This is a genomic window from Candidatus Villigracilis vicinus (assembly GCF_016702885.1).
In the GTDB taxonomy this organism is placed as follows: Bacteria; Chloroflexota; Anaerolineae; order Anaerolineales; family Villigracilaceae; genus Villigracilis; species Villigracilis vicinus.
Window position 1 is genome coordinate 185,167 of sequence record NZ_JADJDD010000001.1, and the last position, 21,406, is coordinate 206,572.

The following is a 21,406-nucleotide window of genomic DNA, read 5'->3' on the forward strand; positions in this document are numbered from 1 at the left end:
AAACGGGCATGGATTAATGGATAGTCCCTATGGAATATCCTCCGTTTCCCCCAGTTTGATAAAAATATTGTCTTAAAGCGCCATTAACAGTGTAGCACACTATCAACTCATAATACGCGGCAATAATATGAATGTATTAATGAAATGCCTTTTTTATTGATGTAGAATGAATATCATACTAATGCATCGAATTTTCCTGAAGCCGGGAGTTTTTTAGAAAGAGGTTGATCCTTGAAAAAAAGCTTGGTTCACGCGAATGAATCGCCCGTGGACTGGCAATATCGCAGTATTTTTGAAGCAACCAATGATGGGGTAATCATCGGCGATCTACAAACTGGGTTGGTGCTCGAAGCGAACCCAGCGGCCTGCATCATGCATGGCTATACTCATGATGCGTTCATTGGAATGCCATTATTAAAGTTCATTCATCCAGAAAGCCAGCCTGCGTTCCATGATTTTTTACAGACAACTCGAGCAGGTGGCGCATTCGATGTGCAGACGTTGCATGTGCGGAAGGACAACTCAACCTTCAATGCCGAGTGGCGTACGAGTATATTTAATTATCACAAGCATCCATGCCTGTTGGGGGTCGTTCGTGATGTGAGCAAACAAATACTTGCAGAACAGCATCTCAATCAGCGCGTGGAAACTCGCCTGCATGAACAAGCCACACTATTGGAGATATCGCATACACTGGCATCAACACTTGAACTCCAGCCTGGGCTGATCCTTGACCAATTGCGCGAAATCATCGAATACGACCATGCCGGGCTGTTCTCTCTGGAAAAATCGACTTTCATTACCCTGGCAATGCGCGGAGCAACACCATTGGAAAAATCTGCGCCTGTTCGTATTCTTTTAAACGACCCTGAGACCCTGAAGACATTATTCAATGAACATCGCCCGATGCGTATTGCGAACGTGTGGAGCGATGAACCTCAAGCGCGGTCTCTGCGTGCTCTATTGGAGGACGGCGCAGCCTTATTGCTGGATGGTATGAATTCATGGATGTGGGTTCCTCTGGCTGTGAAGAGCCGTGTGATCGGTGGCATGGGGGTGGCGCATCAGAAACCGGACTTTTTTACGTCTCACCATGCTGACCTGGCTCTTAGTGTAGCCAACCAGGCGGCCATCACAATGATCAACGCCGAACTCTACGGGCATGCGCAGGAGTTGGCGGTTTTGGAAGAACGTCAACGATTGGCGCGTGACCTGCATGACGCTGTTAATCAGTCCCTTTTTTCGGCAGGGCTGATCGCAGAAGTACTACCACGTTTATGGGACCGCGATCAGGATGAGGCACGGCATTCGCTCGAAGACTTGCGGAAATTAACGCGTGGCGCTATGGCGGAAATGCGTGCCTTGCTGGCTGAACTTCGCCCTTCAACATTGATCGATGCAGAGCTGGGTGATCTATTACGTTTATTAGGTAATTCATTCACAGGACGTACGAATATACCTTCGACCATTATTGTGAAAGGTGAGGGCATGTTACCTGCTGAGGTTCAAGTGGCAGTGTACCGTGTCGGTCAGGAAGCGTTGAGTAATATCGCAAAACACGCCGAAGCTCACAGCGTAGAGGTCATCCTGAAGCAGGAAAATACTTCCATCGAATTAAATATTCGTGACGATGGCAAAGGGTTTGACCCCGCACAAATCGCATCGGGTCATTACGGCTTGAGTATGATGCGCGAACGTGCTGAAGCGGTTGGTGCACAATTAACGATCATAAGCCAGCCGGGCAAGGGGACGGAACTGACGATTTACTGGAGAGAGTTGGAGAGAAAAGAGGCATTATGACCGACCTTATTCGCGTTATGCTTGTGGATGACCATGCCATGGTCCGTAAAGGGCTTGTGACTTTTCTGAAAATATTTGATGGGTTGTTGCTGGTAGGGGAGGCTGAAAATGGTGCTGCTGCCATTAAGTTGTGTGGCGAGGTCAAGCCGGATGTAATTCTTATGGATATGGTCCTGCCTGATATGGATGGGGCAGAGACCACCCGGCAGATCCGCCGACAGTTTCAACATGTGCAGGTCATTGTATTGACCAGTTTCAAAGAAGGCGGGTTGATCAAAAAAGCGCTGGAAGCGGGGGCGATCGGTTATTTACTTAAGGATGTCTCGGCGGATGAGCTTGCCAGGGCGATTCGGTCTGCGCACGCGGGACGCGCCATTCTCTCGCCCGAAGCTGCCCAATCTCTTGTAGAAACTGCCAATCTGCCGCCTGTTCCCGGCTTGGATTTGACCGAGCGCGAACGTGAAGTGTTAGCCTTGATGACTGAAGGATTGAGCAACATACAGATCGCAACACGGCTGGGGGTCAGTTCATCCACCATCAAATCGCATGTAAGTAATGTGTTATCAAAGCTTGGTGTGGCAAGCCGCACCGAGGCAGTGACGTTGGCGCTTCGCAGCCGGATCGTTCCCTGAAGTTTTAATTAAAATATTTCTACAAAATACCCTCCACCAGGATGAGGGGGGCATCCTGACGAAGGGTATATTTATAGTACCCGTTTAGGGATGATTTATCCTCCCCCAAATGGCGGATAAAAAGTTTCCCCAATGGATGGATAACAGGGACGCTCATGCACTATAAAATTAAGGAGTATCGGCGCAGTCATTTTGAAAAGATGCAGGAAGGCAGCTTATATTTATGGATATTGACGTAGAAAGCACCGGGGAAACCATTACGCAATCTCTGAAGGATTCTGAAATCCGATATCGCCGCCTTTTTGAAGCAGCTCAGGATGGTATCTTGATCTTGAATGCTGATACAGGTGCGATCACCGATGTAAATCCCTTCCTGATCAATATGCTGGGATATTCATGCGAAGAGTTTGTCCAAAAGAAGCTCTGGGAAGTTGGCGCATTCAAGGATGTTAAAGCCAGCAAGGATGCTTTTAAAGCCTTGCAGAAGAACGAATACATTCGATATAAGAATCTGCCGCTCAGGGCAAAGGATGGGCGGATGATCCAGGTTGAATTTGTCAGTAATGTTTATTGGGCTGGTGATGAGAAAGTCATTCAATGCAATATTCGCGATATCACCGAACGTGTGCGCATTCAGGATGCCCTTCAAAAAAGCGAAGCAGACCTGCGAGAACAATCGGTTCGTGATTATTTAACAGGTTTGTTTAATCGCCGATATATGGAAGAGACTTTGGAAAGGGATTTGCTGCGAGCTGCCCGAAGTCATTTACCCCTTGGCGTGATCATGCTCGATGTGGACAATTTCAAAGGCGTCAATGATGCCCATGGACACGCGGCAGGTGACGTGATTCTGCGTGAACTGGGCAGGCTCTTTCTAAACCATGTTCGTGGGGAGGATGTTCCCTGCCGTTATGGCGGCGATGAATTTATTATTATTTTGCCAGACGCCCCGCAGGTGATCGTCCATGAACGTGCTCACCTCCTTTGTGAAAAAGCCAGACAGTTTGATTATCGATTTGATGGACTATCACTCAATGAAATTACTCTTTCTATTGGTGTTGCTGCTTTTCCTGAACATGGCACTACTGGTTCTACTATTTTGCGTGTTGTTGATTCTGCGCTTTATCGTGCCAAGCGTGCAGGGCGTGGACAGATTGTGGTCGCTGAGCCAACCGAATGATTTTCTCCTGTAACCTGGCAGAGAAATAAAAGCATAATATGAAGTCTGAAAATAAACATGATTTATCATGTTTATGAATCCTGGAATAGTTCTTGGAGGGTTGAGTGAATATTGGTGCTGAGCACTTAATATATTGTTTCGACCTCCCCCAAGTGGCGGATAAAAACACTCCCCAGCAGATGGATACGGCTGGGGAGTGTGCATACTAAAATTAATGAGTATCGCTGCGCCAATGTATGAAGGTAGTTAGGAAAGGTAGTAAATAGCCCATGCAGCTGACATTGGAAACATCGGGAGATCTATCATGCAAGTGCTGAAGGATTCTGAGATTCGGTACCGCCGTCTTTTTGAGGCGGCGCAGGATGGCATCCTGATTTTAGATGCCCAAACTGGAATGATCGAGGATGTAAACCCATATTTGATACAAATGCTGGGATATTCGCGGGAAGAGTTTTTAAAAAGGAAGCTGTGGGAAGTTGGCGCATTTCGAGACATCGAAGCCAGTAAGGATGCCTTTGAAGCCTTACAGGTGGATGAGTTTATCCGTTATGATGACCTGCCGCTTAAAGCTAAAAATGGAACGCTGGTAAATGTAGAGTTTGTCAGCAACGTATACCTTGTGGGTAATGAGAAAGTGATCCAATGCAATATTCGTAATATTACGGAACGGAAGTTTGCCGAAGAAAAGATACAGAGACAACTTGAGCATCTAATCGCCTTGAGCGCTATTGACCGGGCTATTACATCAAATTTTGACTTGAAGTTTAGCTTGAAGGAGGTTCTTGAAAATGTAACGAAAGAGCTTAGGGTTGATGCGGCTGATATTTTAATATTTAATCCGAACATCCAAATGTTGGAGTATGGTGCCGAACAAGGTTTCCGGACCAACTCTGTGAAAACGGCGCAGGTGCGCTTAGGTGAAAGTTATGCCGGGCGGGTCGCGATGGAAGGCAGACTCATTCAAATCTCAAGCATAGAAGATGAACCGGATAATTTGTTATTATCCAAATTTTTAAAGGGCGAGGATTTTGTCTGCTATTATGGCGCGCCGTTGATCGTTAAGGGACAAATTAAAGGCGTGTTGGAAGTTTTTCATCGCACTAAACTGGATCCTGATACAGAATGGTTTGATTTTCTTAATACCTTGGCAAGTCATCTTGCGATCGCAGTGGATAACGCTGCACTCTTCGAGAGCTTGCAGCGTTCCAATGCGGAACTGACTCTGGCATATGATGCCACGATCGAAGGCTGGTCGCATGCACTTGATCTGCGTGATAAGGAAACGGAAGGGCATAGCCTGCGCGTAACAGAGTTGACTGTGGAGCTTGCGCGCGCCTTCGGTTTGAATGACGCGGAATTAGTGCAGGTTCGCTGGGGATCGCTGTTGCATGATATCGGCAAAATGGGTGTGCCGGATGCGATCCTATTCAAGCCCGGCGTCTTGTCAGATGATGAATGGATTGCGATGAAAAAGCATCCGGTCTTTGCATATGAGATGCTTTCCCCTATTCGCTACCTGAGATTGGCGCTGGATATTCCATATTGTCATCATGAGAAATGGGATGGCAGCGGGTATCCGCGAAGTTTAAAAGGCGATCAAATTCCAGTGACAGCCCGTATTTTCGCGGTAGTGGATGTTTGGGATGCACTCATATCCGAGCGTCCATATCGCATCGCCTGGACGATACCCGATGCATTGAAGTATATCCAGGCTTCTTCAGAGATACACTTTGACCCGCAGGTGGTTAACCTATTCTTGGATGTTATTGGCAGGAAGCTTGCATCGGCATCAACTTGAAAAAGATGGGGCTTTAAATGCATAGGTGAGCTTCAGAGAGGCAAGGAAATTATATGAGACCTGAAATTGGACTGGGTACTTGATTTATAAAAGTGAATACAGAAATTTTGATCTGGGATATTTTTGACCTCCCCCAAGCGAACTAGATAGACACTCCCCAATCGATGGATGCGACCGGAAAGTGCGCGTTGTATGATGAATTAGCGTTGTGCTCTATTAAAGACTTATTTAGGCGTTACAGCCTGAAAGTTCAAAATATTAATAAGGATATATCTTTTAGGCATCAAGATGCCTTTATAAGGAGAAAAAATGATCAACTTTATTGTGTGGATTATTGTCGGGGCTGTTATTGGCTGGGTAGCCAGCATCATTATGAGAACGAACAACCGCCAGGGGTTGATTGCCGATATTATCGTCGGCATTGTAGGCGCCTTTGTGGCGGGGCTGTTTTTAAGCCCGCTTTTCAATATTAGCACGATCAATGAAGGTAACTTTAGCCTTCCGGCCCTTTTGGTTTCATTGGGCGGCGCCATCATCCTGTTGGCGATCTCTAAACTATTTCGTAATGTTTCCGGGTTCTTATTGGTTGTGGTGATTCTTCTGTTGGTCTATGTGTATTTCAACTGCTGGACGATGAGCGCAACGTCTGCTTTTTGTATCAGCGTTAGAGCTTTGCCTTTTCTTCAATAGTAAATAAAAAATCATAAGTTGGAGGTATGTAATGAAAGGTTTTATTCAAAACATCGAAGATATTGTCAATAAAAATGGGGAGTTTCGCAGAGTGCTTTACACAGCGGGTAGCATACAGCTTGTTGTCATGTGCTTGAACCCCAAAGAGGATATCGGGGTTGAATTGCATGAACTGGATCAATTTTTTCGTGTCGAGGAGGGGACCGGAGAGGCGTTTCTCGATGGGGTTCGTACTGAGATCAACGCAGGCTTCGCAGTTCTTGTTCCTGCTGGCACAAAGCATAACATTATCAATACCGGTAAGGTGCCTTTGAAGCTTTATACACTATATGCTCCTCCAAATCACCGTGAAGGAGTCGTTCATCGTACACGCGCTGATGCTGAAAAGGATAGCGAGCATTTTGACGGGAAAACAACAGAATGAATGACCACCTCCCCCAAGTGGCGGAGATACAAACTCCCCAGCCGATGGATGCGGCTGGGGAGTTTGTATCATACGATGGATGTATGACCCGCGTATATATTGCCGATGCAAATTCTGAAGAACGTTCTGCCCTGCGCCTGGTATTGCTGGACTTAAAAATGGAAGTCGTTGGTGAAGCTGCTGATTGGGCAACTACATTGGTGCTTACACCTGCCAGCCGGGCGGATATGTTGTTGATCGATTGGGAGTTGCTTCCCCCTTCGCAAACCCCGGCTTTGGATACGCTTCGAAAAAACTGCCCAGCTGCAATTGTCATTATTCTCATCAGTCATCTGGACGCCCGTCAGCAAGCCGCGCTTTCCGCTGGCGCCGACGCATTTATCAGCAAAGGTGAATCTCCTGAGCGGGTGGCCGAACGTCTGCGTTCTGTTGCCGCAGGCATTCGTAATCACTGACGCCAATACTTGATTGAGAGTCTTGAAATCCGGCACACCCACGCTGTCTCGAGTGCCGGCGTACATTGAGACAGCGATTTCAAATGATCTGGAGGATCAAAACATGAACAAAGATATTTTAGAAGGCAAATGGAAACAAATGAAAGGTGAAGCGAAGGTCTGGTGGGGCAAACTCACAGACGACGATCTGGATCGTGCCGCTGGCAAGTTTGAAGTTCTGACAGGTATCCTTCAGGAAAAATATGGCTATACCCGTGAAGCCGCAGCCGATGAGATCGAAAAGCGCGTCACCACATATGAAGCCAACCTGAAGAAGACCACCCAACCCACCTCCAAATAAAAGGAATGATGACCGTGCTTGCATGGTCATCAACAAGAAAAGGAAAAGTCATGAACATTATTATCTATTTGATCTTTGGGGCGATTGTTGGCTATGTCGCCAGCAGGATTATGAGAACCAATTCTCAACAAGGACTCCTGCTTGATATTCTCGTTGGTATCATCGGCGCGTTTTTGGCTGGATACTTTATCAGCCCGCTTCTTGGAATCGGCACGATTAATGATGCGATCACCATCCCAACGCTGCTCGTAACCTTGCTGGGTTCGGTCATTCTGTTATGGATCGTTAAACAGATCCGCCGTTAGTAGAATTCGATCTGGCTTTAAGTAGTCTCTCGTAAGTATTTAGCAAACAAATCCCTGCTCAAGGTGTCGTCCTCAGCGGCGCCTTGAGCAGCAGTTTCTAAGATTTATTTCGACCAACTAGATAGAAAGAAGTTATTAAATTGTCAAACGAAAATAGAATATCAGAAGTTAGAACATCTCAAAGCGAACCGGAGCGTGAACAGCGAATTTTTAGTTTCAAGCTGACGCAATGGGTCTGGCTGCTGTTCGGTGTTTTGGAAGCGCTAATCGTGCTCCGCATCGGGCTTAAGTTGGTCGGTGCCAACCCTGCCAGCCCGATCGTCGCCCTGATCTATGGGTTTACCTATCTATTCCTGTTTCCATTTGAGGGGTTAGTCGCTTCACCGTCGATGGGCAGCATGATCCTTGAACTGTCATCCATGTTTGCCATTTTGATCTATGGGCTTATCGCCTGGGCCGTAGAAAGAACTGTCTGGTTGATTTTTTATCGTCCGCGCAGAAACATGGTTTCAGTAACAGAGACCAGTACCAGCGAGAGCCGTACGCCCAGATAAAGCCTAGAGACTTTATGAAAAATGCCCCTCGTCAATCAGAGATTGAAACACAAAAACGATTTAGCTTTCTAGCTATATTGCAATGGCTGGTAAATTTTGTCCGGTTGACGGATGAGGAGCAGAATGCGGCCGGAATCTATTTCGGCAACCCGTATGATCGTAATGATGATACATCAATGGAGAAATAACATGAACATGGAAAAATTGAAATGGATCTTGCTTGCGGTCTTTTTGATCATTTTCGGCTTGAGTCTGCTTGGCGTGGGACTCGGCGGAGTATTGAATGTCGTCGCCGGAATTTGTGCGTTGATCGCAGGTATTTTGTTCTTGATCAACCGCTGATCCAATATGGGAGCAGCTTCTAATTAGTCGCTGCTCCTTTCACAAAGTTCTCTTCGCTGAGTGAGTGGCAGGTATTTTGTGCTTAAGCTTTCCATCCTAATAATGCTTATGTTATGGGTATATGTATTTTTTGGACATCCAAAAACTCTTGGTCCACGCCTCTCAGGCAATTTGACTTATTTTTTGACCATTGTATTTATCGCCCTGGTCATTGCTGGATTTTTATCTTGATCATTGCTTTTGTCTCATTTTTAAAGTTTTGAGCACACTATTGTGAAATATGGATTACATCGTGCGTTAATGCGAAAGGAACAAGCCATGTTTAGTGAACAACTCTACGAGAATACATCTGCACAGATTTCGAGGTGTCAGGAGCGTATTCTGACCCCGGTACATGGGAAAAGCCTCAGTCCGGTCGAAAAACAGGATGAGGAGTTGAAACTGGATGTTACTAATGCGCTTTGGGGAGATGCCATCATACGGTCATTGGATTTTTACGAGATCGATATTCGTGTCAGAAACAGGGTCGTCACCTTGAGTGGACATATTACAAGTTCAAGGAGTCAGAATCGGGTTAAAAACGCTCTCCATCTACTCCCAGGTATCGTGGAAGTAAAAAATTTTCTTGTTTCAGACGACCAGCTTGTCCTTGATGTGGCATCTGCGTTGGGAAGTTTGGAACATGCTTATGACTGCAAATTCTTTACAGGTGCTTCTCATGGGGTGGTATCTCTAAACGGTATTGTCAGGGATAAGAATATTAGATTGCTGGCAGAGAGATGTGTATCTGAAAACCCGCACACCCGTGGCGTGATCAATAACATTCAATTCATGGGAATTAAACAAAATTTTTCTGATGCGCCCTTCCTCCAGCCGATCATTCGGGAAACCATTTATTTTCTTGATTGGGTCTCCGGAACAGTAAAACAGGTGATCGTGAATCCGAATAATCGACGTGTAATGGCTATGGTGCTTCAAGGGAAATTTATCAGGCAGCTGGATGGACCTCCTTCAATGGATGATGAAAGAACCTTTTCTCTGGAGCGGCTGATCGTTATTCCCATGAGTGCAGTCCGTTATTTAACCAAGACTTCGGGTTTTCTTTATATTACCAGCGCTGAAAGGAATCAGTATATGGATTTCGCCCCTGCTCATTTTGTGGCTCCTCCTTATAACTGGACGCCTCCGTATCCCTATTGCCCCGAGGACGTATTGTTTTCTTTGGAAAATCATGAAAACGACATTTAGATTGGGAACACACCTCAGTAAGGTTCATTCTTTTCGATACCGAAAAAGGTTTAATTTAATAAACAATTTGCCTTTGCAGGCAACCCGGGTGGAAAGCATGGAAGATGATACTCCTGCCCGCAGCAGACAGCCTTATATTTTTATGCGGCGATATCCGGGCGGGGTTTCAAGGAGTATTTTTATCTTCACAGAAAAAAGGAATCGAAAAAATAGGAACCATAAATGCAGCATCCTACTCTGGGAGGACGATGGCGGAGCAGCATAATGTCTGAATTTTATCCCCCAAGTGGCGGATTTTTAAACTCCCCGGCGGAAGGATGTATTGAGAGGGTATTTTGCTTATGATGAATTTACAAGATAAATCAATTGAAAGGAGAAAATCTTATGCTTACTTGGATCATCGTAATTCTTCTTGTTCTATGGTTGCTTGGCTATTTCGGACCGACCGTCTTTGCTGGTTTCCCTAGTTCAGGCAATATTGTCCACGTACTGCTCGTTATCGTGGTTGTCCTAGTGATTTTAAATCTGTTGGGTGCTATTTAAGGCGAGGCTCGATGCAAAATCCATGAAAGTGGAGGCAGTAATGACACGCAAAGTGGTCACTTGCTTTGCAAAAGATGATCTCCAATAAGCATTGGATTCGATGTCTCATAATCAAGTTCGGCGTATTCCTATCGTCGACAAAGAAAACAAAATTCTTGGGATCATCACCCAGGCGGATGTGGCAACACGAGGCAAGCACCCGAAGAGGACTGCCAAAATGGTAAAAAGTATTTCACAAGCTGAAGGAAGACAGTAGATTTTTCAACTGCAGAATAGGCAAAAAATGAAACAAATTGTCTGGAGAAGCTCTCATTGGCTGGGTACGTCTATTACTCTGAAGCGCCTTTCCCTGCATATTGCCCTGTTTTGTTGGGTAAGTTTGTTGTCATTGCTCATCAATGCATGCGACGCCGTAACGACGACACCCTACGCTGCAAACGATAGTTTGCTGATGTCAACCCAGGTGTTGATCACCGAACCTCCCTGCGAAGCCTGTGCTCAGGCAACTTTGGCAGTTATTCTTACAAAAGAGAAGGGGAATGCGGATTTTCAGGCGGCTGCCACTGCGGAAATCTTGCGAGTCAATGCTCAGGCAACCTTGAATTCTGCAGTGGCGACATTAAGTGCCGCTCAGACCCAGGAACAAAACAATTCCAATGTTATTGCTGCTCAAATAGCAGCCACAGCTGAGATTGTGCGTGCTAATGCGCAGGCCACGTTAAATTCGGCGGGTTCAACGCAAATTGCGGCAATGACCCAGGCGCAATATAACCTGCAAGCAACAGATTCTGCACGGACGCAAGGCGTTATTGCGATGCAAACCCAGCAAAATAAAGATGACCTCGCCGCCGGGACGCAAACAGCGATCGCTAATACGATCGCCACACAAACCCAGTCGGCTGCCGCAACTTCACAATGGTATGCCGACCAGGAGCGTCAGCGTGATGAAGAATGGCGTGGTTCGATGACCTTATTTTGGATATGGTGTCCACTGGTCTTTTTTGTAGCACTTACCGTTTCGGCCCTTTGGGGCTTTCGGCGCTGGCTGAATATTCAACAGACCAACCAGCGCATCCTTGAAAATACGGTGAAAAGGCTGCCAGAAGCTGCGGTAGAAGTTGAACCTTATACATATATTGACAGCGACGTGCTTGATGAAGGTGGTTACCAGGTTACAACGCCGGAAGACAAAGTGCATCAGTGGCTGGACGAGGTTAAAGATGAGCTATCCAACAGTGATGAGAAGGAAGAAAATAATGATCAAAGGAATTGATCCGCGTCATTACGATCAAAAAGCCCGGCAACTTAAAACCCGGGTGATGACTGTTTTTACAAAATGGGGGCTGAATCCGAGGTTTAAACGCTGGCGTCTGACTCAGGATTCTGAGACTGGAATGGTCGTCTTGTTTGGTGTCCTTAATGATAAATACATCGCTGAACATACCTCAACCCCTTTCAGTGATTATTTTGCTCCCCGTTTTTTGCATGACCTTGCAAATGAACTGCAGGTACAGGTGGTATCTTGTACCAGTGAGAGTCTTCGTTATGCGTTTATTCTGGATCGCGGTAGTTTCGGAATGCTGCCAAGTCATGTCGATTATCCATTTGTAAATAATGGAAAGGTCATGGTCCGAGTTGTTTTTGAGGATGACCCTCAACCCGATCCGGTCCCGAAGGTTGAAACTCTTGTTCTGACCGATAACAGATTTATGCGTCAGGTTGCCGGAGCTTTTATGAAAGTTTTCGAAGATATCAAACTCAGAGATGATGCCGCTTTGTTGCTTTCTGCTCAAAACCCGCCCGATATCGTGATTATTAATCAAGAAGAATTTAATACGCGGGTGGCGGAGCATGAGGTCAATCGTTTGAAAGTTAAACACATCAAGGAATATTTTAATGAGGTAGAGAAGAGCTAACCATGAAATTAAATATGATTTTTATCGTTATGGATCTGCTTACCCTGCTTATCTACCCATTTGTGTTTATACATGGCAGGTTTCGCCGCTTGGTAAAAGTAAAAGAAGCTGGCGTTCCTGGAGTCCCATTGCCTGTGGCTTTGGTCATATTGAATAAGTGAATAATTTTTGAAACGAATACCTGAAAGAAGGATGATTATGCGTACTCAAACGATCGAATTCCCCGACAGAAAAACGCAGTGTATTTTCCCGGTTGCGCGGTTGCAGCTTTCCGAGGCGTTAACAGAACTGAATCTTGAAAGCGGATTTCCTGTCATTGTATTAATAGGTGGTGCGATCGAAGATCAAGAAGCTGTCATAGCTGACAAAGCCATTCACACGATCGCCAGACTGGCGCAGGAAATGAAAGCTCTAGTTGTTTGTGGGGGGACGGACATGGGCGTTATGGCTGTCATCGGTCAGGTGCGCTCAGAGCACGCTTACACTTTCCCTTTGGTGGGAATAACTCTGGAAGATCTTGTTGCCTGGCCGGGCGGTCCGCAAAGCACGAAATTTTTATGGTGGGGCAAGGAACGTTGGCAGTTGGAGCCGCATTACCCATACTTCATTCTGGTTCCAGGCAGTCAGTTCGGAGATGAGTCAGCGTGGATCGATGATGCTGCGGCTGTATTCTCAAAGGGTTTTCAATCTGTGACGGTTCTGATCAATGGCGGCGAGATTTCAAGAAAAGATATTCAACTGAGCTTGGAAAGAGGGCGCCCTGTCATCGCATTAAGTCGTACGGGACGTTTGGCGGATGAAATATCGAGGGACTTTGACCGTAACGGATTGATCACGGTCGTTTCGGGGAATGCGGATGAACGGATCAGCGAAGCGATTCGCGCCCTTTTGCATGTCGATCGACCTCGTGCTTCTTCTTGAACAAGCGCGATTAACTTTATTCTTCACCATCATGATATAGAAAAAGGAGCAAGCCATGGGACGCAAAGGTACAAGTAAACGTAAGCCGAAACAGAATAAGCAGAGTGCGAATGCCAATATCACTGTCAGCAGTAATTCGCCGGTGCAAGCCTTGGTGAAAGACAAAGGCACATCCACACAAAACGATCCCGCAAAGATATCAGGCGGATGGAATAAAAAGAAAAAGAAACATTAGACTTAGTCGTTTTGTGAAGAAGGATTGGAGTTCCAATGAGAACAATTTATGGATTTGTTTACACCCTGCGCCCGTACGAACGCGGTATTCAGGAAACGTTGGGTAAATATAATGGCTTTGTGATGCCCGGTTTGGGATTTCAAATCCCGTTGGTGCATATTACCCGTGTTCGCGATGTGCGTGAACACACCATGGATATCCACCCGCAGGCCGTCATCACCAAAGATAATGTTGAGATCATGGTGGATGGCATTATGTGGGTGCGACCAACCATCGATGAAGAAGCGATCAAAAGAACTTTCTACAATATCGATGACTGGCAGCGGGCGATCGTTCAACTGGCAATGACCAACCTGCGGCAGGAATTCGGCGATCTCACCCTCGACGAGAGCCTGGTCGCACGTGAGACGATCGCTACCAACCTTCAGCGTGTTCTGAATACGTATGCTGTCGAATGGGGGCTGACCGTCAGCAAGGTAGAGATCCGCCTGATCGACCCACCGGATGATATTAAGAAAGCCATGCACAAACAAAAGACAGCCGAGCAAGAGCGACGCTCAATGCGCCTCCTGGCGACAGGTGAGTTTGAAGCTGCGGAACAGCAGAAACTGGCGATCATTCAGCGTGCTGAAGGTGAGCGTGAAGCGGTCATTCAGGTCGCTCAAGGCAAGGCAGAGGCGATCCGCCTGGTCAATGAAGCCGCCGAAAAATATTTTGTCGGCAATGCCCAGGAATTGAAGAAGCTGGAGATGATCGAAAATTCTCTGCGCGAGAATTCAAAGATCGTTATTACAGAACATGGTATCAGTCCGACACTTTTGCTGGGCAGTCTGCCTGTTAGTACAGACGGCGAAAAGGTCAATAAGATATTGAAAAGCATCCATAATTAGAAGAACAAGCGCTGGTAGACGAGGATGTTCTCTCTGATAGAGCTCATACCATGATAATTCGATCGGTAATGGTGGTTCTCGTTATTTGTGCAGCCTGTCTGTATTTTCCCCTCAATCGGAAATTAACAGGAGGTTTCAAAATGTCAATTTGGATTGATGACTTGATCCCGATCTGGTCTGTATGGGTACTTCCTTATCTAATTTTTTTGCCCATATGGATAAGCGGGCTTGTTTGGGCAGCCTGGAAAATGGACGAACAACTCTTTCGTTCCTTTATCAGCGCCTGTTTATTCGTTCTGCTTTCGGCTGCATTGGTCTATTACTTCTTTCCAACATATGTGAAACGCCCTGTTTTGCCCGGCGGTAATTGGACAACTCGAATCTTGCAGATGGTCTATCAAAATGACGGCGACTATAACGCTTTTCCAAGCGGACACGTCTCTCAAACGTCACTGATCTGCCTGTTCTATGGACACTTGTATCCCAGCCTGATGTGGCTTTGGGTTGGCATGGTGATCGTTGTTATTTTCTCCACACTCTTTACCCGCCAGCATTATCTGGCTGATCTGCTTGGTGGACTTTTGATCGCATGGGCAGGCTACAGGTTTGGTTTGTATTTGTATCCATAATAGCATGCTTAGTATGGAGAAGAAAGGTGTTCGAATATGAACCGAAGCACAATTTCTTTAGGGCGCATTCTCGGCATCCCGATCGGCTTGGATTATTCCTGGTTCCTGATCTTTGGGCTGCTTACTTGGTCGTTGGCAACAAATTATTATCCTGTTGAATTCAAGAACTGGAGTACAGCACAGTATTGGTTTTGGGGCGCAATAACTGTTGTTTTGATGTTTGGCAGTGTGTTGCTGCACGAATTGGGACACTCGGTAGTGGCACAGAGATTTAAAGTCCAGGTGCGCAGTATTACATTATTTGTCTTTGGTGGAGTCGCCCAACTGGGAAGTGAACCACCCAGTGCCAGAGCAGAATTATGGATCGCCATAGCCGGTCCCGTTACAAGTTTTGCCCTGGCAATTTTCTTTAGCTTGATGCAACCCCTTGTCGACACTTTGGCGCCCGTTCTTGCTGTTACAAAGTACCTTGCATATATCAATGGATCATTGGGGCTTTTCAATTTGATTCCTGGATTTCCACTAGATGGTGGGCGTGTCTTTAGAGCCGTTATTTGGGGTGCCACGCAAAGTCTGCGGCGCGCAACTCTGATCGCCGCAAACCTGGGGCGTTTTATTGCTTTTTGTTTTATTGCTCTGGGGGTATGGCAGATGTTCACCGGCAATTTTGGCAATGGCTTATGGATCGCCTTTATCGGCTGGTTTTTGGAAAGTGCTGCATCATCCCAGATCAGTCAGCAGACGATCCATGACTTGTTGTCGGGGCATCATGTGTCAGATGCCATGCGAAAACACTACGTAACAATTTTCCCCGATACCACCCTGGAACAATTAATAAATAAGCACATTCTTGGGGATGGGCAGCGTGTCCTGGTCATTAAACAGAACGATTTGGTCATCGGTTTGCTGACCTTGCATACCATCAAATCGATTCCATCTTCTGATTGGGCAACGACAAGCGCAGTCCATGCCATGATACCCATTGCAAAGATGAAATGGATACGACCAGATGCGGAATTAGCACCTGCCCTTGAAGAAATGGATAGAGATGGGGTCAGCCAACTACCGGTCATGATAGGCGACCAGATCCAGGGCATATTGGGTCGGGATGACATTATTAGTTTTTTACGGACCATAAGTGAGTTTAGCCGCAATTAAAACTGTGCCCTTTAGAATGTTGATGAATTTTATTAGGAGATAAACCATGAATGAGTTTAAGAATAAAGTTGCACTTGTCACCGGGGCTGGTTCAGGCATTGGCAGGGCGTGTGCGTTGATGTTTGCAAAAGCAGGCGCCAAGCTCATTGTCGCAGACATTGTAGTAGCTGGCGGAGAAGAAACCGTCCGTTTGATAAACACTGCTGGCGGAGAAGCCGTTTTTACTTCTTGTGATGTCACAAAATCGGAAGAAGTTAAATCAGTGATGACAACGGCACTTAAAAATTACGGCAGGCTGGACTACGCCTGCAACAACGCAGGCATTGGCGGACCGTCCATGCTCACTGGCGAATATAAGGAAGAAGATTGGCGCGCAGTCATTGATGTGAATCTGATCGGGGCGTGGTTGTGCATGAAATATGAGCTTGAGATCATGCAAAAACAAGGCGGAGGCGTGATCGTGAATATGGCATCCATTTTGGGGAAGGTGGGCTTTGCAACAGCATCCGCTTACGTGGCAGCCAAACATGGATTAATAGGTCTAACCGAGACAGCGGCATTGGAATATGCCACGCAGAATATTCGCGTCAATGCTGTTTGCCCGGGTTTCATTTACACCCCATTGCTGGAGAAAGCGGGTATGAAGACCGGTACAGACTTGCATACCCAGATCTCGAATCTTCATCCAATGAAGCGTATGGGAACATCTGAAGAAATCGCCAATGCAGTCACCTGGCTTTGTTCGGACGCTGCCTCGTTCATTACTGGTCATGCATTGATGGTGGATGGCGGCTATACAGCGCAGTAGTGGATGGAAAGATCGTAAAGGAGTTCCTGTGAATATACATATAAATGAAAAGCATCACCGCACTATTCTACAGAGCATTGCACGCAGGGTGATGATCGAGCGGGGGTTGTGGCCTGATTTTTCAGATGAAGCACTTGCTGAAATTAAAAGGATTCAAATGTCCATCAATAAACCAGCCAGGGATGACTCAAATGTCCGTGATATGCGCAATCTTCCATGGGCATCTATTGATAATGATGATTCACTCGACCTGGATCAACTGACTGTTGCTCAGACAATGCCCGATGGCAAAGTCAGGATCATGGTTGCCATTGCGGACGTGGATGCGCTCGTCCACAATGGGACGGCGTTGGATAACCATGCCCGCCACAATACCACTTCTGTGTATACGGCTGCCAGAATATTCCCAATGCTACCCGACCTGCTTTCCACGAATTTGACTTCGCTCAATCTTAATGAAGGACGTCTCGCTCTTGTAGTTGCAATGGAACTCGGCGCTGATGGTTCACTTTTGGATTCCAGTATGTATCGGGCGTTGGTTTGTAATCATGCCAAACTGGCGTATAACAATATTGCCCCATGGTTGGAAGGAAGCGGCATTGTTCCTGAAGCGGTCTCTTCTGTGATCGGCTTGGCAGAAAATCTGCTCCTACAGGATAAAGCCGCCCAAAATTTGAAGAAACTACGCCATGCCAATGGAGCGTTAACCCTGGAGACCGTCGAGTCAAAACCAGTATTTGACGGTGACCAGATTAGGACACTGGAAATCGAAGAGAAGAATCGTGCCAAGGAACTCATTGAAGATTTTATGATTGCTGCGAACGGCGTCACGGCGCGTTACCTTGCCGCCAACGATTTTCCCTCGATCCGGCGTGTCGTGCGAACGCCAAAACGCTGGGAACGGATCATTGAGATCGCCTGGGATCAACACTATGAGCTTCCCTCCGAACCGGACTCAAAAGCGTTGGAAGATTTTCTCGTCCAAGCCAAAGCTGTGGATCCGATCCGCTTCCCGGACTTGTCTCTGGCTGTGATCAAACTTCTGGGTTCTGGTGAATATGTAGCCGAATCTTCTGATGAAACCGCTCCAGGACACTTTGGACTTGCAGTCAAAGATTATGCCCATTCCACGGCTCCAAATCGTCGCTATCCAGATCTGCTTACCCAGCGGTTATTGAAGGCGGCATTGGAGGGAAAGCCTTGCCCTTATAGTAAAGATGAACTGGATGAATTGGCAGCCCACTGTACAGAGGCGGAGGATGCAGCCACAAAGGTGGAAAGACGCGTTGAAAAATCCGCCGCTGCTCTCATGCTTGAATCGAGTCTTGGAGAGACGTTCGAATCTATTGTCACTGGCGCCTCTGAAAAAGGAACATGGGTTCGGCTGCTTACGATCCCTGTGGAGGGCAAACTGGAAGAAGGTTTTGAAGGTTTGGATGTAGGAGACCAGATCAGGGTACAACTCATATTGGTGGATGTGCAAAAGGGCTTTATCGATTTTAGAAAAATCAATTCATCCAGAAAGATATAAGGAGATTGCCATGAAAAAAGAAATTGGTTTATGGGTCGATCATCGAGAAGCCATCATTGTAATTCTTAACGATGGCGTGGAAGAGACGAAGCGTATTGCCTCCGGCAGCGGAAAGCACATCCGTTATTCCGGCAGTGCGCATTCCAAAACACCGCAAGGATTAAAAGAGGTTACAGCAGAAGATCAGAGAGATCGAAAATTTACAAACACCCTCAATAAATTTTACGATGAGATCATTGCTGCTATTCGTGATGCTGAGACCATTCAAATCTTTGGTCCCGGTGAGGCGAAGGGTGAACTGGAAAAACGTTTGGAGCATGAAGGACTCAAAGCACATGTCCTGGCAGTGGAAGCGGCGGACAAAATGACCGACCGTCAGGTCTCGGCGAAAGTCCGCGAGCGTTTTCCAATAAGAAATTAAGTTGGTCATCTGGCATCTACACCTCTTTTAAGAGATCCGTCTATTGAAACCATTTGACCTTCCCTCAAGCCGATAGCCCAACGCCGTACCAAATCTGGATGCATACTGGGGCGTTGCAACTGAAAAAGTTCTGGATAACCTGCACACCAGCAGAAACGGTATCCAACAATCGGATGTAGAGCGCACGGTTCGGGTCCGTGAGGTCGAGAGTTCAAATCTCTCCACCCCGACAGCAGTTTTTGCACCGCCTTACCCGAAGGCGGTGTGTTTGTTTAATGTGTCAAGTTGTAATTTCGATGCCATTTATATATTGTTTCTGCAATGAGATCGTAGAGAAATCCCTTAAAACCTTTGTGTTTAGAGGCTTTACTAGGTCTGTTTTTGAGATACCCCCTTGAACCTTACTGCGAATTGCATGGCTCTTGGTATAATCCGCCTCTAGGAGTAATTTTAATGAAAACAAAATTTTTATTAGTTATTCACGGCGCGAACTGGGTTTTGTTGACGATCTTGTCGGCGATTTGGAAGAAAAAATATGATGTCTGGCTGGATTATCGGGTTTTGATCCCGGGTTCTCCTTGGGCGGAACAGATCGATAAAGGTTTGAAAGAAGCAGATACAGTTCTTTTGGTGGTTTCAAAGGCTTCGCTGGCTTCAGAATTTGTTGCCTTGGAATGGCGTCATTTTTTAGAGACGAAAAAACGTGTTATTTTGCTGATCTTTGAAGCAGTAGACATCCCCGCCGAACTTGAAAAATATGAATGGGTGGATTTCCGTGGCAATTATCAGGCGGGCTTGAACGAATTATTCTCACAATTAGCTCATCCGATACAGGAGGAACATCCTGTTCCGGAATCAGGCTTTAAGGCACCAGCAGTAGTATGGGGCACAATTGTATTTAGTGCCATCGTTGCTTTCCTCTCGTTAAATACCTTGTGGACGATTTTTATACCCTTTTTGTTGATTCCGCTGCCTTATCAGATATTTAAACGCAGCTTTGATTTTATGCGTGTGCAAGCCGCTCTACTGGCAATGCCATTTGCAATTACCCTTTCTTATTTGGTATTGGGGAACACTCTTTACGGGCAGTTACTCTCATTGCACATTGAAACAAGCGACCCTGTTCTTACCAGTTGGTTAACAGCCCTATCCTCTGGTTTGATCCTTGGGGTGTGGGGCTGGATTCTCCTGGCATTGCTTCGGTCGCCAGCCATGCTTCGTTGGGGCAGACCTGAAGCCACGCCGCCTAAATTTAAGAATCCATACAAGCCAAATATTAATACCCCTGAACCAACACCTTTTTTTATAGAACACGCTTTTGAAGACCGTGTTGTCGCAGAGGAACTGAAGTCCGTCCTCAAAAAATATGGACATCCTGAGGCGGAGAACGTTCATGATGCAAAAGCTGTTTTGGTGGTCGTCTCTCGTTTTAACGCAGAGACAAGCGCTGTACCCGCCAAGCAGGTCGTTTTTCCAGTAATGGTGCAGGAGAATGCGAAAATTTCAAGCACGTTATCCAAAGTTCAATGGATCGATTTCCGTCCAGGTGTACGCGGTTTGGATGCGATCGCCCAATTACTCCCCAACCCTAGGGAATTGTTGAAGGCACTTGGGATGCGTCCGGTCAGTTCGCTTTCGGTATACCCGCCCATGGTTACCACGCTTTATTACTTTATACTAGTGTTGTCCGTGATTTTCGTAGGTGCTATACTTGACTATGTGTTTTTTACTGATATATTAAGTATTCTTGATCCTGAATCGTATAACTTGATCGTCGGCGGTCTGGTTGCGGGGGCTTTATTATTTGGTTCCCTGTCATTTTTTATGATCCGTAGTTTATTAACACGCACCGGCTTGTTCTCAAGATCTCTGCTGATCTTTGGCGGGATCATTGCCCAGGGAAGCTTAATGGCTGGGTTAACTGCTGTAGATAAAGCTGTTTATCATGCCGCATTGGACGCTGGAATTGATGTCCCTCCGACTTTCATTGCTTTCGGTGATCTAATATTTATTGGCGGGGTGGTGATGCTTATAATCGTATTCACTAAAAACCGCCTGGATTTAAAGCGTTGGTTTCCATCAAAAAACTAAATAGTTGGTAGTCATGACCGATCCCATTTTTTTAACCTCTGATAGTCCGATTTTGAATACTTTGAACTTCAAAGCTTATCGCAATTCTGTTATGCGGCGGGTGAAACCTTTTTTGCCTGAGCCGGGAGAGCCTCAAACAGCAGAGATAAAAACCCCTTGGGGAGCCACCCTGATTGCAAAATATGGTGATATGTTGTTGAGCGAGATCGATACTCCCAATGATGTCTGGCCAGTAGATGCAGTGATCTTTGATGATACCTACCTGGTCATAGAACCCGGCTATTGTATTAAGAGCGCTGTGACTATGCTGGTGCCCATGACTGCTGTAACAGGTGGAGATGCAGACCGATTGGTAACGGTGGACACGTTGGAAGGACAGCAAACCATACGCGCTGGAGATTTCTATCTGGCGCGCGGCGTGAAAGGGGAGATTTGGTCCTTTCCCAAGGAGAAGGTTGCAACCATAATGAAACCCGTCGAGTAAGCTCGACGGGT

General features: G+C 46.4%; 26 protein-coding genes. All 26 read left to right on the forward strand.

Annotated elements, in window-relative coordinates; translation table 11 throughout:
- Nucleotides 1-231 precede the first annotated feature (231 nt).
- The 26 genes from IPG80_RS00945 (at nucleotide 232) to IPG80_RS01070 (ending at nucleotide 21,395) form a co-directional block, all read left to right on the forward strand.
- On the forward strand, nucleotides 232-1,800 hold the full coding sequence (locus tag IPG80_RS00945; protein WP_345101693.1) for a histidine kinase: 1,569 nt from the start codon (nucleotides 232-234) through the stop codon (nucleotides 1,798-1,800).
- Complete coding sequence (locus IPG80_RS00950) at nucleotides 1,797-2,432, forward strand: response regulator transcription factor (protein WP_345101695.1); 636 nt, start codon at nucleotides 1,797-1,799, stop codon at nucleotides 2,430-2,432. Before IPG80_RS00945 ends, IPG80_RS00950 begins: the two co-directional genes overlap by 4 nt.
- Nucleotides 2,433-2,655: 223 nt before the next feature.
- Entirely contained in the window at nucleotides 2,656-3,612 is a 957-nt protein-coding gene (locus tag IPG80_RS00955; RefSeq protein WP_345101697.1) for a sensor domain-containing diguanylate cyclase, read from the forward strand.
- A 304-nt stretch (nucleotides 3,613-3,916) separates the two neighbouring features.
- Nucleotides 3,917-5,410: an HD domain-containing phosphohydrolase gene (locus IPG80_RS00960; RefSeq protein ID WP_345101699.1), complete on the forward strand. Its 1,494-nt coding sequence runs from the start codon at nucleotides 3,917-3,919 to the stop codon at nucleotides 5,408-5,410.
- A 309-nt stretch (nucleotides 5,411-5,719) separates the two neighbouring features.
- Entirely contained in the window at nucleotides 5,720-6,100 is a 381-nt protein-coding gene (locus IPG80_RS00965) for a GlsB/YeaQ/YmgE family stress response membrane protein (protein WP_345101701.1), read from the forward strand.
- A gap of 31 nt (nucleotides 6,101-6,131) precedes the next feature.
- Complete coding sequence (locus IPG80_RS00970; protein ID WP_345101703.1) at nucleotides 6,132-6,524, forward strand: cupin domain-containing protein; 393 nt, start codon at nucleotides 6,132-6,134, stop codon at nucleotides 6,522-6,524.
- On the forward strand, nucleotides 6,521-6,979 hold the full coding sequence (locus IPG80_RS00975) for a response regulator (RefSeq protein ID WP_345101706.1): 459 nt from the start codon (nucleotides 6,521-6,523) through the stop codon (nucleotides 6,977-6,979). Before IPG80_RS00970 ends, IPG80_RS00975 begins: the two co-directional genes overlap by 4 nt.
- A 103-nt stretch (nucleotides 6,980-7,082) precedes the next feature.
- Nucleotides 7,083-7,319, forward strand: coding sequence for a CsbD family protein (locus IPG80_RS00980; protein ID WP_345101708.1), 237 nt, complete (start codon nucleotides 7,083-7,085; stop codon nucleotides 7,317-7,319).
- A 50-nt stretch (nucleotides 7,320-7,369) separates the two neighbouring features.
- Nucleotides 7,370-7,624 carry a GlsB/YeaQ/YmgE family stress response membrane protein gene (locus tag IPG80_RS00985; RefSeq protein ID WP_345101710.1) on the forward strand — a complete coding sequence of 85 codons (255 nt, stop codon included), beginning with the start codon at nucleotides 7,370-7,372 and terminating at the stop codon, nucleotides 7,622-7,624.
- Nucleotides 7,625-7,764: 140 nt separating this feature from the next.
- Nucleotides 7,765-8,178, forward strand: coding sequence for a YggT family protein (locus tag IPG80_RS00990; RefSeq protein ID WP_345101712.1), 414 nt, complete (start codon nucleotides 7,765-7,767; stop codon nucleotides 8,176-8,178).
- A gap of 14 nt (nucleotides 8,179-8,192) precedes the next feature.
- A complete protein-coding gene (locus IPG80_RS00995; protein WP_345101714.1) occupies nucleotides 8,193-8,366 on the forward strand; it encodes a hypothetical protein in 174 nt (57 codons plus the stop codon).
- A gap of 1 nt (nucleotide 8,367) precedes the next feature.
- Nucleotides 8,368-8,520: a hypothetical protein gene (locus tag IPG80_RS01000; RefSeq protein ID WP_345101716.1), complete on the forward strand. Its 153-nt coding sequence runs from the start codon at nucleotides 8,368-8,370 to the stop codon at nucleotides 8,518-8,520.
- A 318-nt stretch (nucleotides 8,521-8,838) separates the two neighbouring features.
- Nucleotides 8,839-9,768, forward strand: coding sequence for a BON domain-containing protein (locus IPG80_RS01005; protein WP_345101718.1), 930 nt, complete (start codon nucleotides 8,839-8,841; stop codon nucleotides 9,766-9,768).
- Between the two features lie 384 nt (nucleotides 9,769-10,152).
- On the forward strand, nucleotides 10,153-10,311 hold the full coding sequence (locus IPG80_RS01010) for a lmo0937 family membrane protein (protein WP_345101720.1): 159 nt from the start codon (nucleotides 10,153-10,155) through the stop codon (nucleotides 10,309-10,311).
- A gap of 283 nt (nucleotides 10,312-10,594) precedes the next feature.
- A complete protein-coding gene (locus IPG80_RS01015; protein ID WP_345101722.1) occupies nucleotides 10,595-11,584 on the forward strand; it encodes a hypothetical protein in 990 nt (329 codons plus the stop codon).
- The gene (locus IPG80_RS01020) at nucleotides 11,568-12,227 is read left to right on the forward strand and encodes a hypothetical protein (protein WP_345101723.1); all 660 of its coding nucleotides are present in this window, start codon (nucleotides 11,568-11,570) and stop codon (nucleotides 12,225-12,227) included. The genes IPG80_RS01015 and IPG80_RS01020 overlap by 17 nt, the downstream gene beginning before the upstream one ends.
- Nucleotides 12,228-12,425: 198 nt before the next feature.
- Nucleotides 12,426-13,148, forward strand: a complete 723-nt coding sequence (locus IPG80_RS01025; protein ID WP_345101724.1) for a hypothetical protein — start codon at nucleotides 12,426-12,428, stop codon at nucleotides 13,146-13,148.
- A 55-nt stretch (nucleotides 13,149-13,203) separates the two neighbouring features.
- Entirely contained in the window at nucleotides 13,204-13,383 is a 180-nt protein-coding gene (locus IPG80_RS01030; protein WP_345101726.1) for a hypothetical protein, read from the forward strand.
- 35 nt (nucleotides 13,384-13,418) lie between these two features.
- A complete protein-coding gene (locus IPG80_RS01035) occupies nucleotides 13,419-14,273 on the forward strand; it encodes an SPFH domain-containing protein (RefSeq protein ID WP_345101728.1) in 855 nt (284 codons plus the stop codon).
- Nucleotides 14,274-14,413: 140 nt separating this feature from the next.
- On the forward strand, nucleotides 14,414-14,902 hold the full coding sequence (locus IPG80_RS01040) for a phosphatase PAP2 family protein (protein ID WP_345101730.1): 489 nt from the start codon (nucleotides 14,414-14,416) through the stop codon (nucleotides 14,900-14,902).
- 36 nt (nucleotides 14,903-14,938) lie between these two features.
- Nucleotides 14,939-16,060 carry a site-2 protease family protein gene (locus tag IPG80_RS01045; protein ID WP_345101732.1) on the forward strand — a complete coding sequence of 374 codons (1,122 nt, stop codon included), beginning with the start codon at nucleotides 14,939-14,941 and terminating at the stop codon, nucleotides 16,058-16,060.
- A gap of 46 nt (nucleotides 16,061-16,106) precedes the next feature.
- Complete coding sequence (locus tag IPG80_RS01050; protein WP_345101734.1) at nucleotides 16,107-16,868, forward strand: SDR family oxidoreductase; 762 nt, start codon at nucleotides 16,107-16,109, stop codon at nucleotides 16,866-16,868.
- 28 nt (nucleotides 16,869-16,896) lie between these two features.
- Entirely contained in the window at nucleotides 16,897-18,399 is a 1,503-nt protein-coding gene (locus IPG80_RS01055) for an RNB domain-containing ribonuclease (RefSeq protein WP_345101736.1), read from the forward strand.
- A 10-nt stretch (nucleotides 18,400-18,409) separates the two neighbouring features.
- Entirely contained in the window at nucleotides 18,410-18,820 is a 411-nt protein-coding gene (locus IPG80_RS01060) for a hypothetical protein (RefSeq protein WP_345101738.1), read from the forward strand.
- 453 nt (nucleotides 18,821-19,273) lie between these two features.
- On the forward strand, nucleotides 19,274-20,911 hold the full coding sequence (locus IPG80_RS01065; RefSeq protein ID WP_345101740.1) for a toll/interleukin-1 receptor domain-containing protein: 1,638 nt from the start codon (nucleotides 19,274-19,276) through the stop codon (nucleotides 20,909-20,911).
- 13 nt (nucleotides 20,912-20,924) lie between these two features.
- Nucleotides 20,925-21,395, forward strand: a complete 471-nt coding sequence (locus IPG80_RS01070; protein ID WP_345101743.1) for a hypothetical protein — start codon at nucleotides 20,925-20,927, stop codon at nucleotides 21,393-21,395.
- The last annotated feature ends 11 nt before the right edge of the window (nucleotides 21,396-21,406 follow it).

Bases quoted from the DNA above. Each gene is read 5' to 3' on its own strand.
- IPG80_RS00950 (WP_345101695.1), top strand. From the start codon at position 1,797: ATGACCGACCTTATTCGCGTTATGCTTGTGGATGACCATGCCATGGTC.
- IPG80_RS00955 (WP_345101697.1), top strand. From the start codon at position 2,656: ATGGATATTGACGTAGAAAGCACCGGGGAAACCATTACGCAATCTCTG.
- IPG80_RS00960 (WP_345101699.1), top strand. From the start codon at position 3,917: ATGCAAGTGCTGAAGGATTCTGAGATTCGGTACCGCCGTCTTTTTGAG.
- IPG80_RS00965 (WP_345101701.1), top strand. From the start codon at position 5,720: ATGATCAACTTTATTGTGTGGATTATTGTCGGGGCTGTTATTGGCTGG.
- IPG80_RS00970 (WP_345101703.1), top strand. From the start codon at position 6,132: ATGAAAGGTTTTATTCAAAACATCGAAGATATTGTCAATAAAAATGGG.
- IPG80_RS00975 (WP_345101706.1), top strand. From the start codon at position 6,521: ATGAATGACCACCTCCCCCAAGTGGCGGAGATACAAACTCCCCAGCCG.
- IPG80_RS00980 (WP_345101708.1), top strand. From the start codon at position 7,083: ATGAACAAAGATATTTTAGAAGGCAAATGGAAACAAATGAAAGGTGAA.
- IPG80_RS00985 (WP_345101710.1), top strand. From the start codon at position 7,370: ATGAACATTATTATCTATTTGATCTTTGGGGCGATTGTTGGCTATGTC.
- IPG80_RS00995 (WP_345101714.1), top strand. From the start codon at position 8,193: ATGAAAAATGCCCCTCGTCAATCAGAGATTGAAACACAAAAACGATTT.
- IPG80_RS01000 (WP_345101716.1), top strand. From the start codon at position 8,368: ATGAACATGGAAAAATTGAAATGGATCTTGCTTGCGGTCTTTTTGATC.
- IPG80_RS01005 (WP_345101718.1), top strand. From the start codon at position 8,839: ATGTTTAGTGAACAACTCTACGAGAATACATCTGCACAGATTTCGAGG.
- IPG80_RS01010 (WP_345101720.1), top strand. From the start codon at position 10,153: ATGCTTACTTGGATCATCGTAATTCTTCTTGTTCTATGGTTGCTTGGC.
- IPG80_RS01015 (WP_345101722.1), top strand. From the start codon at position 10,595: ATGAAACAAATTGTCTGGAGAAGCTCTCATTGGCTGGGTACGTCTATT.
- IPG80_RS01020 (WP_345101723.1), top strand. From the start codon at position 11,568: ATGATCAAAGGAATTGATCCGCGTCATTACGATCAAAAAGCCCGGCAA.
- IPG80_RS01025 (WP_345101724.1), top strand. From the start codon at position 12,426: ATGCGTACTCAAACGATCGAATTCCCCGACAGAAAAACGCAGTGTATT.
- IPG80_RS01030 (WP_345101726.1), top strand. From the start codon at position 13,204: ATGGGACGCAAAGGTACAAGTAAACGTAAGCCGAAACAGAATAAGCAG.
- IPG80_RS01035 (WP_345101728.1), top strand. From the start codon at position 13,419: ATGAGAACAATTTATGGATTTGTTTACACCCTGCGCCCGTACGAACGC.
- IPG80_RS01040 (WP_345101730.1), top strand. From the start codon at position 14,414: ATGTCAATTTGGATTGATGACTTGATCCCGATCTGGTCTGTATGGGTA.
- IPG80_RS01045 (WP_345101732.1), top strand. From the start codon at position 14,939: ATGAACCGAAGCACAATTTCTTTAGGGCGCATTCTCGGCATCCCGATC.
- IPG80_RS01050 (WP_345101734.1), top strand. From the start codon at position 16,107: ATGAATGAGTTTAAGAATAAAGTTGCACTTGTCACCGGGGCTGGTTCA.
- IPG80_RS01060 (WP_345101738.1), top strand. From the start codon at position 18,410: ATGAAAAAAGAAATTGGTTTATGGGTCGATCATCGAGAAGCCATCATT.
- IPG80_RS01065 (WP_345101740.1), top strand. From the start codon at position 19,274: ATGAAAACAAAATTTTTATTAGTTATTCACGGCGCGAACTGGGTTTTG.
- IPG80_RS01070 (WP_345101743.1), top strand. From the start codon at position 20,925: ATGACCGATCCCATTTTTTTAACCTCTGATAGTCCGATTTTGAATACT.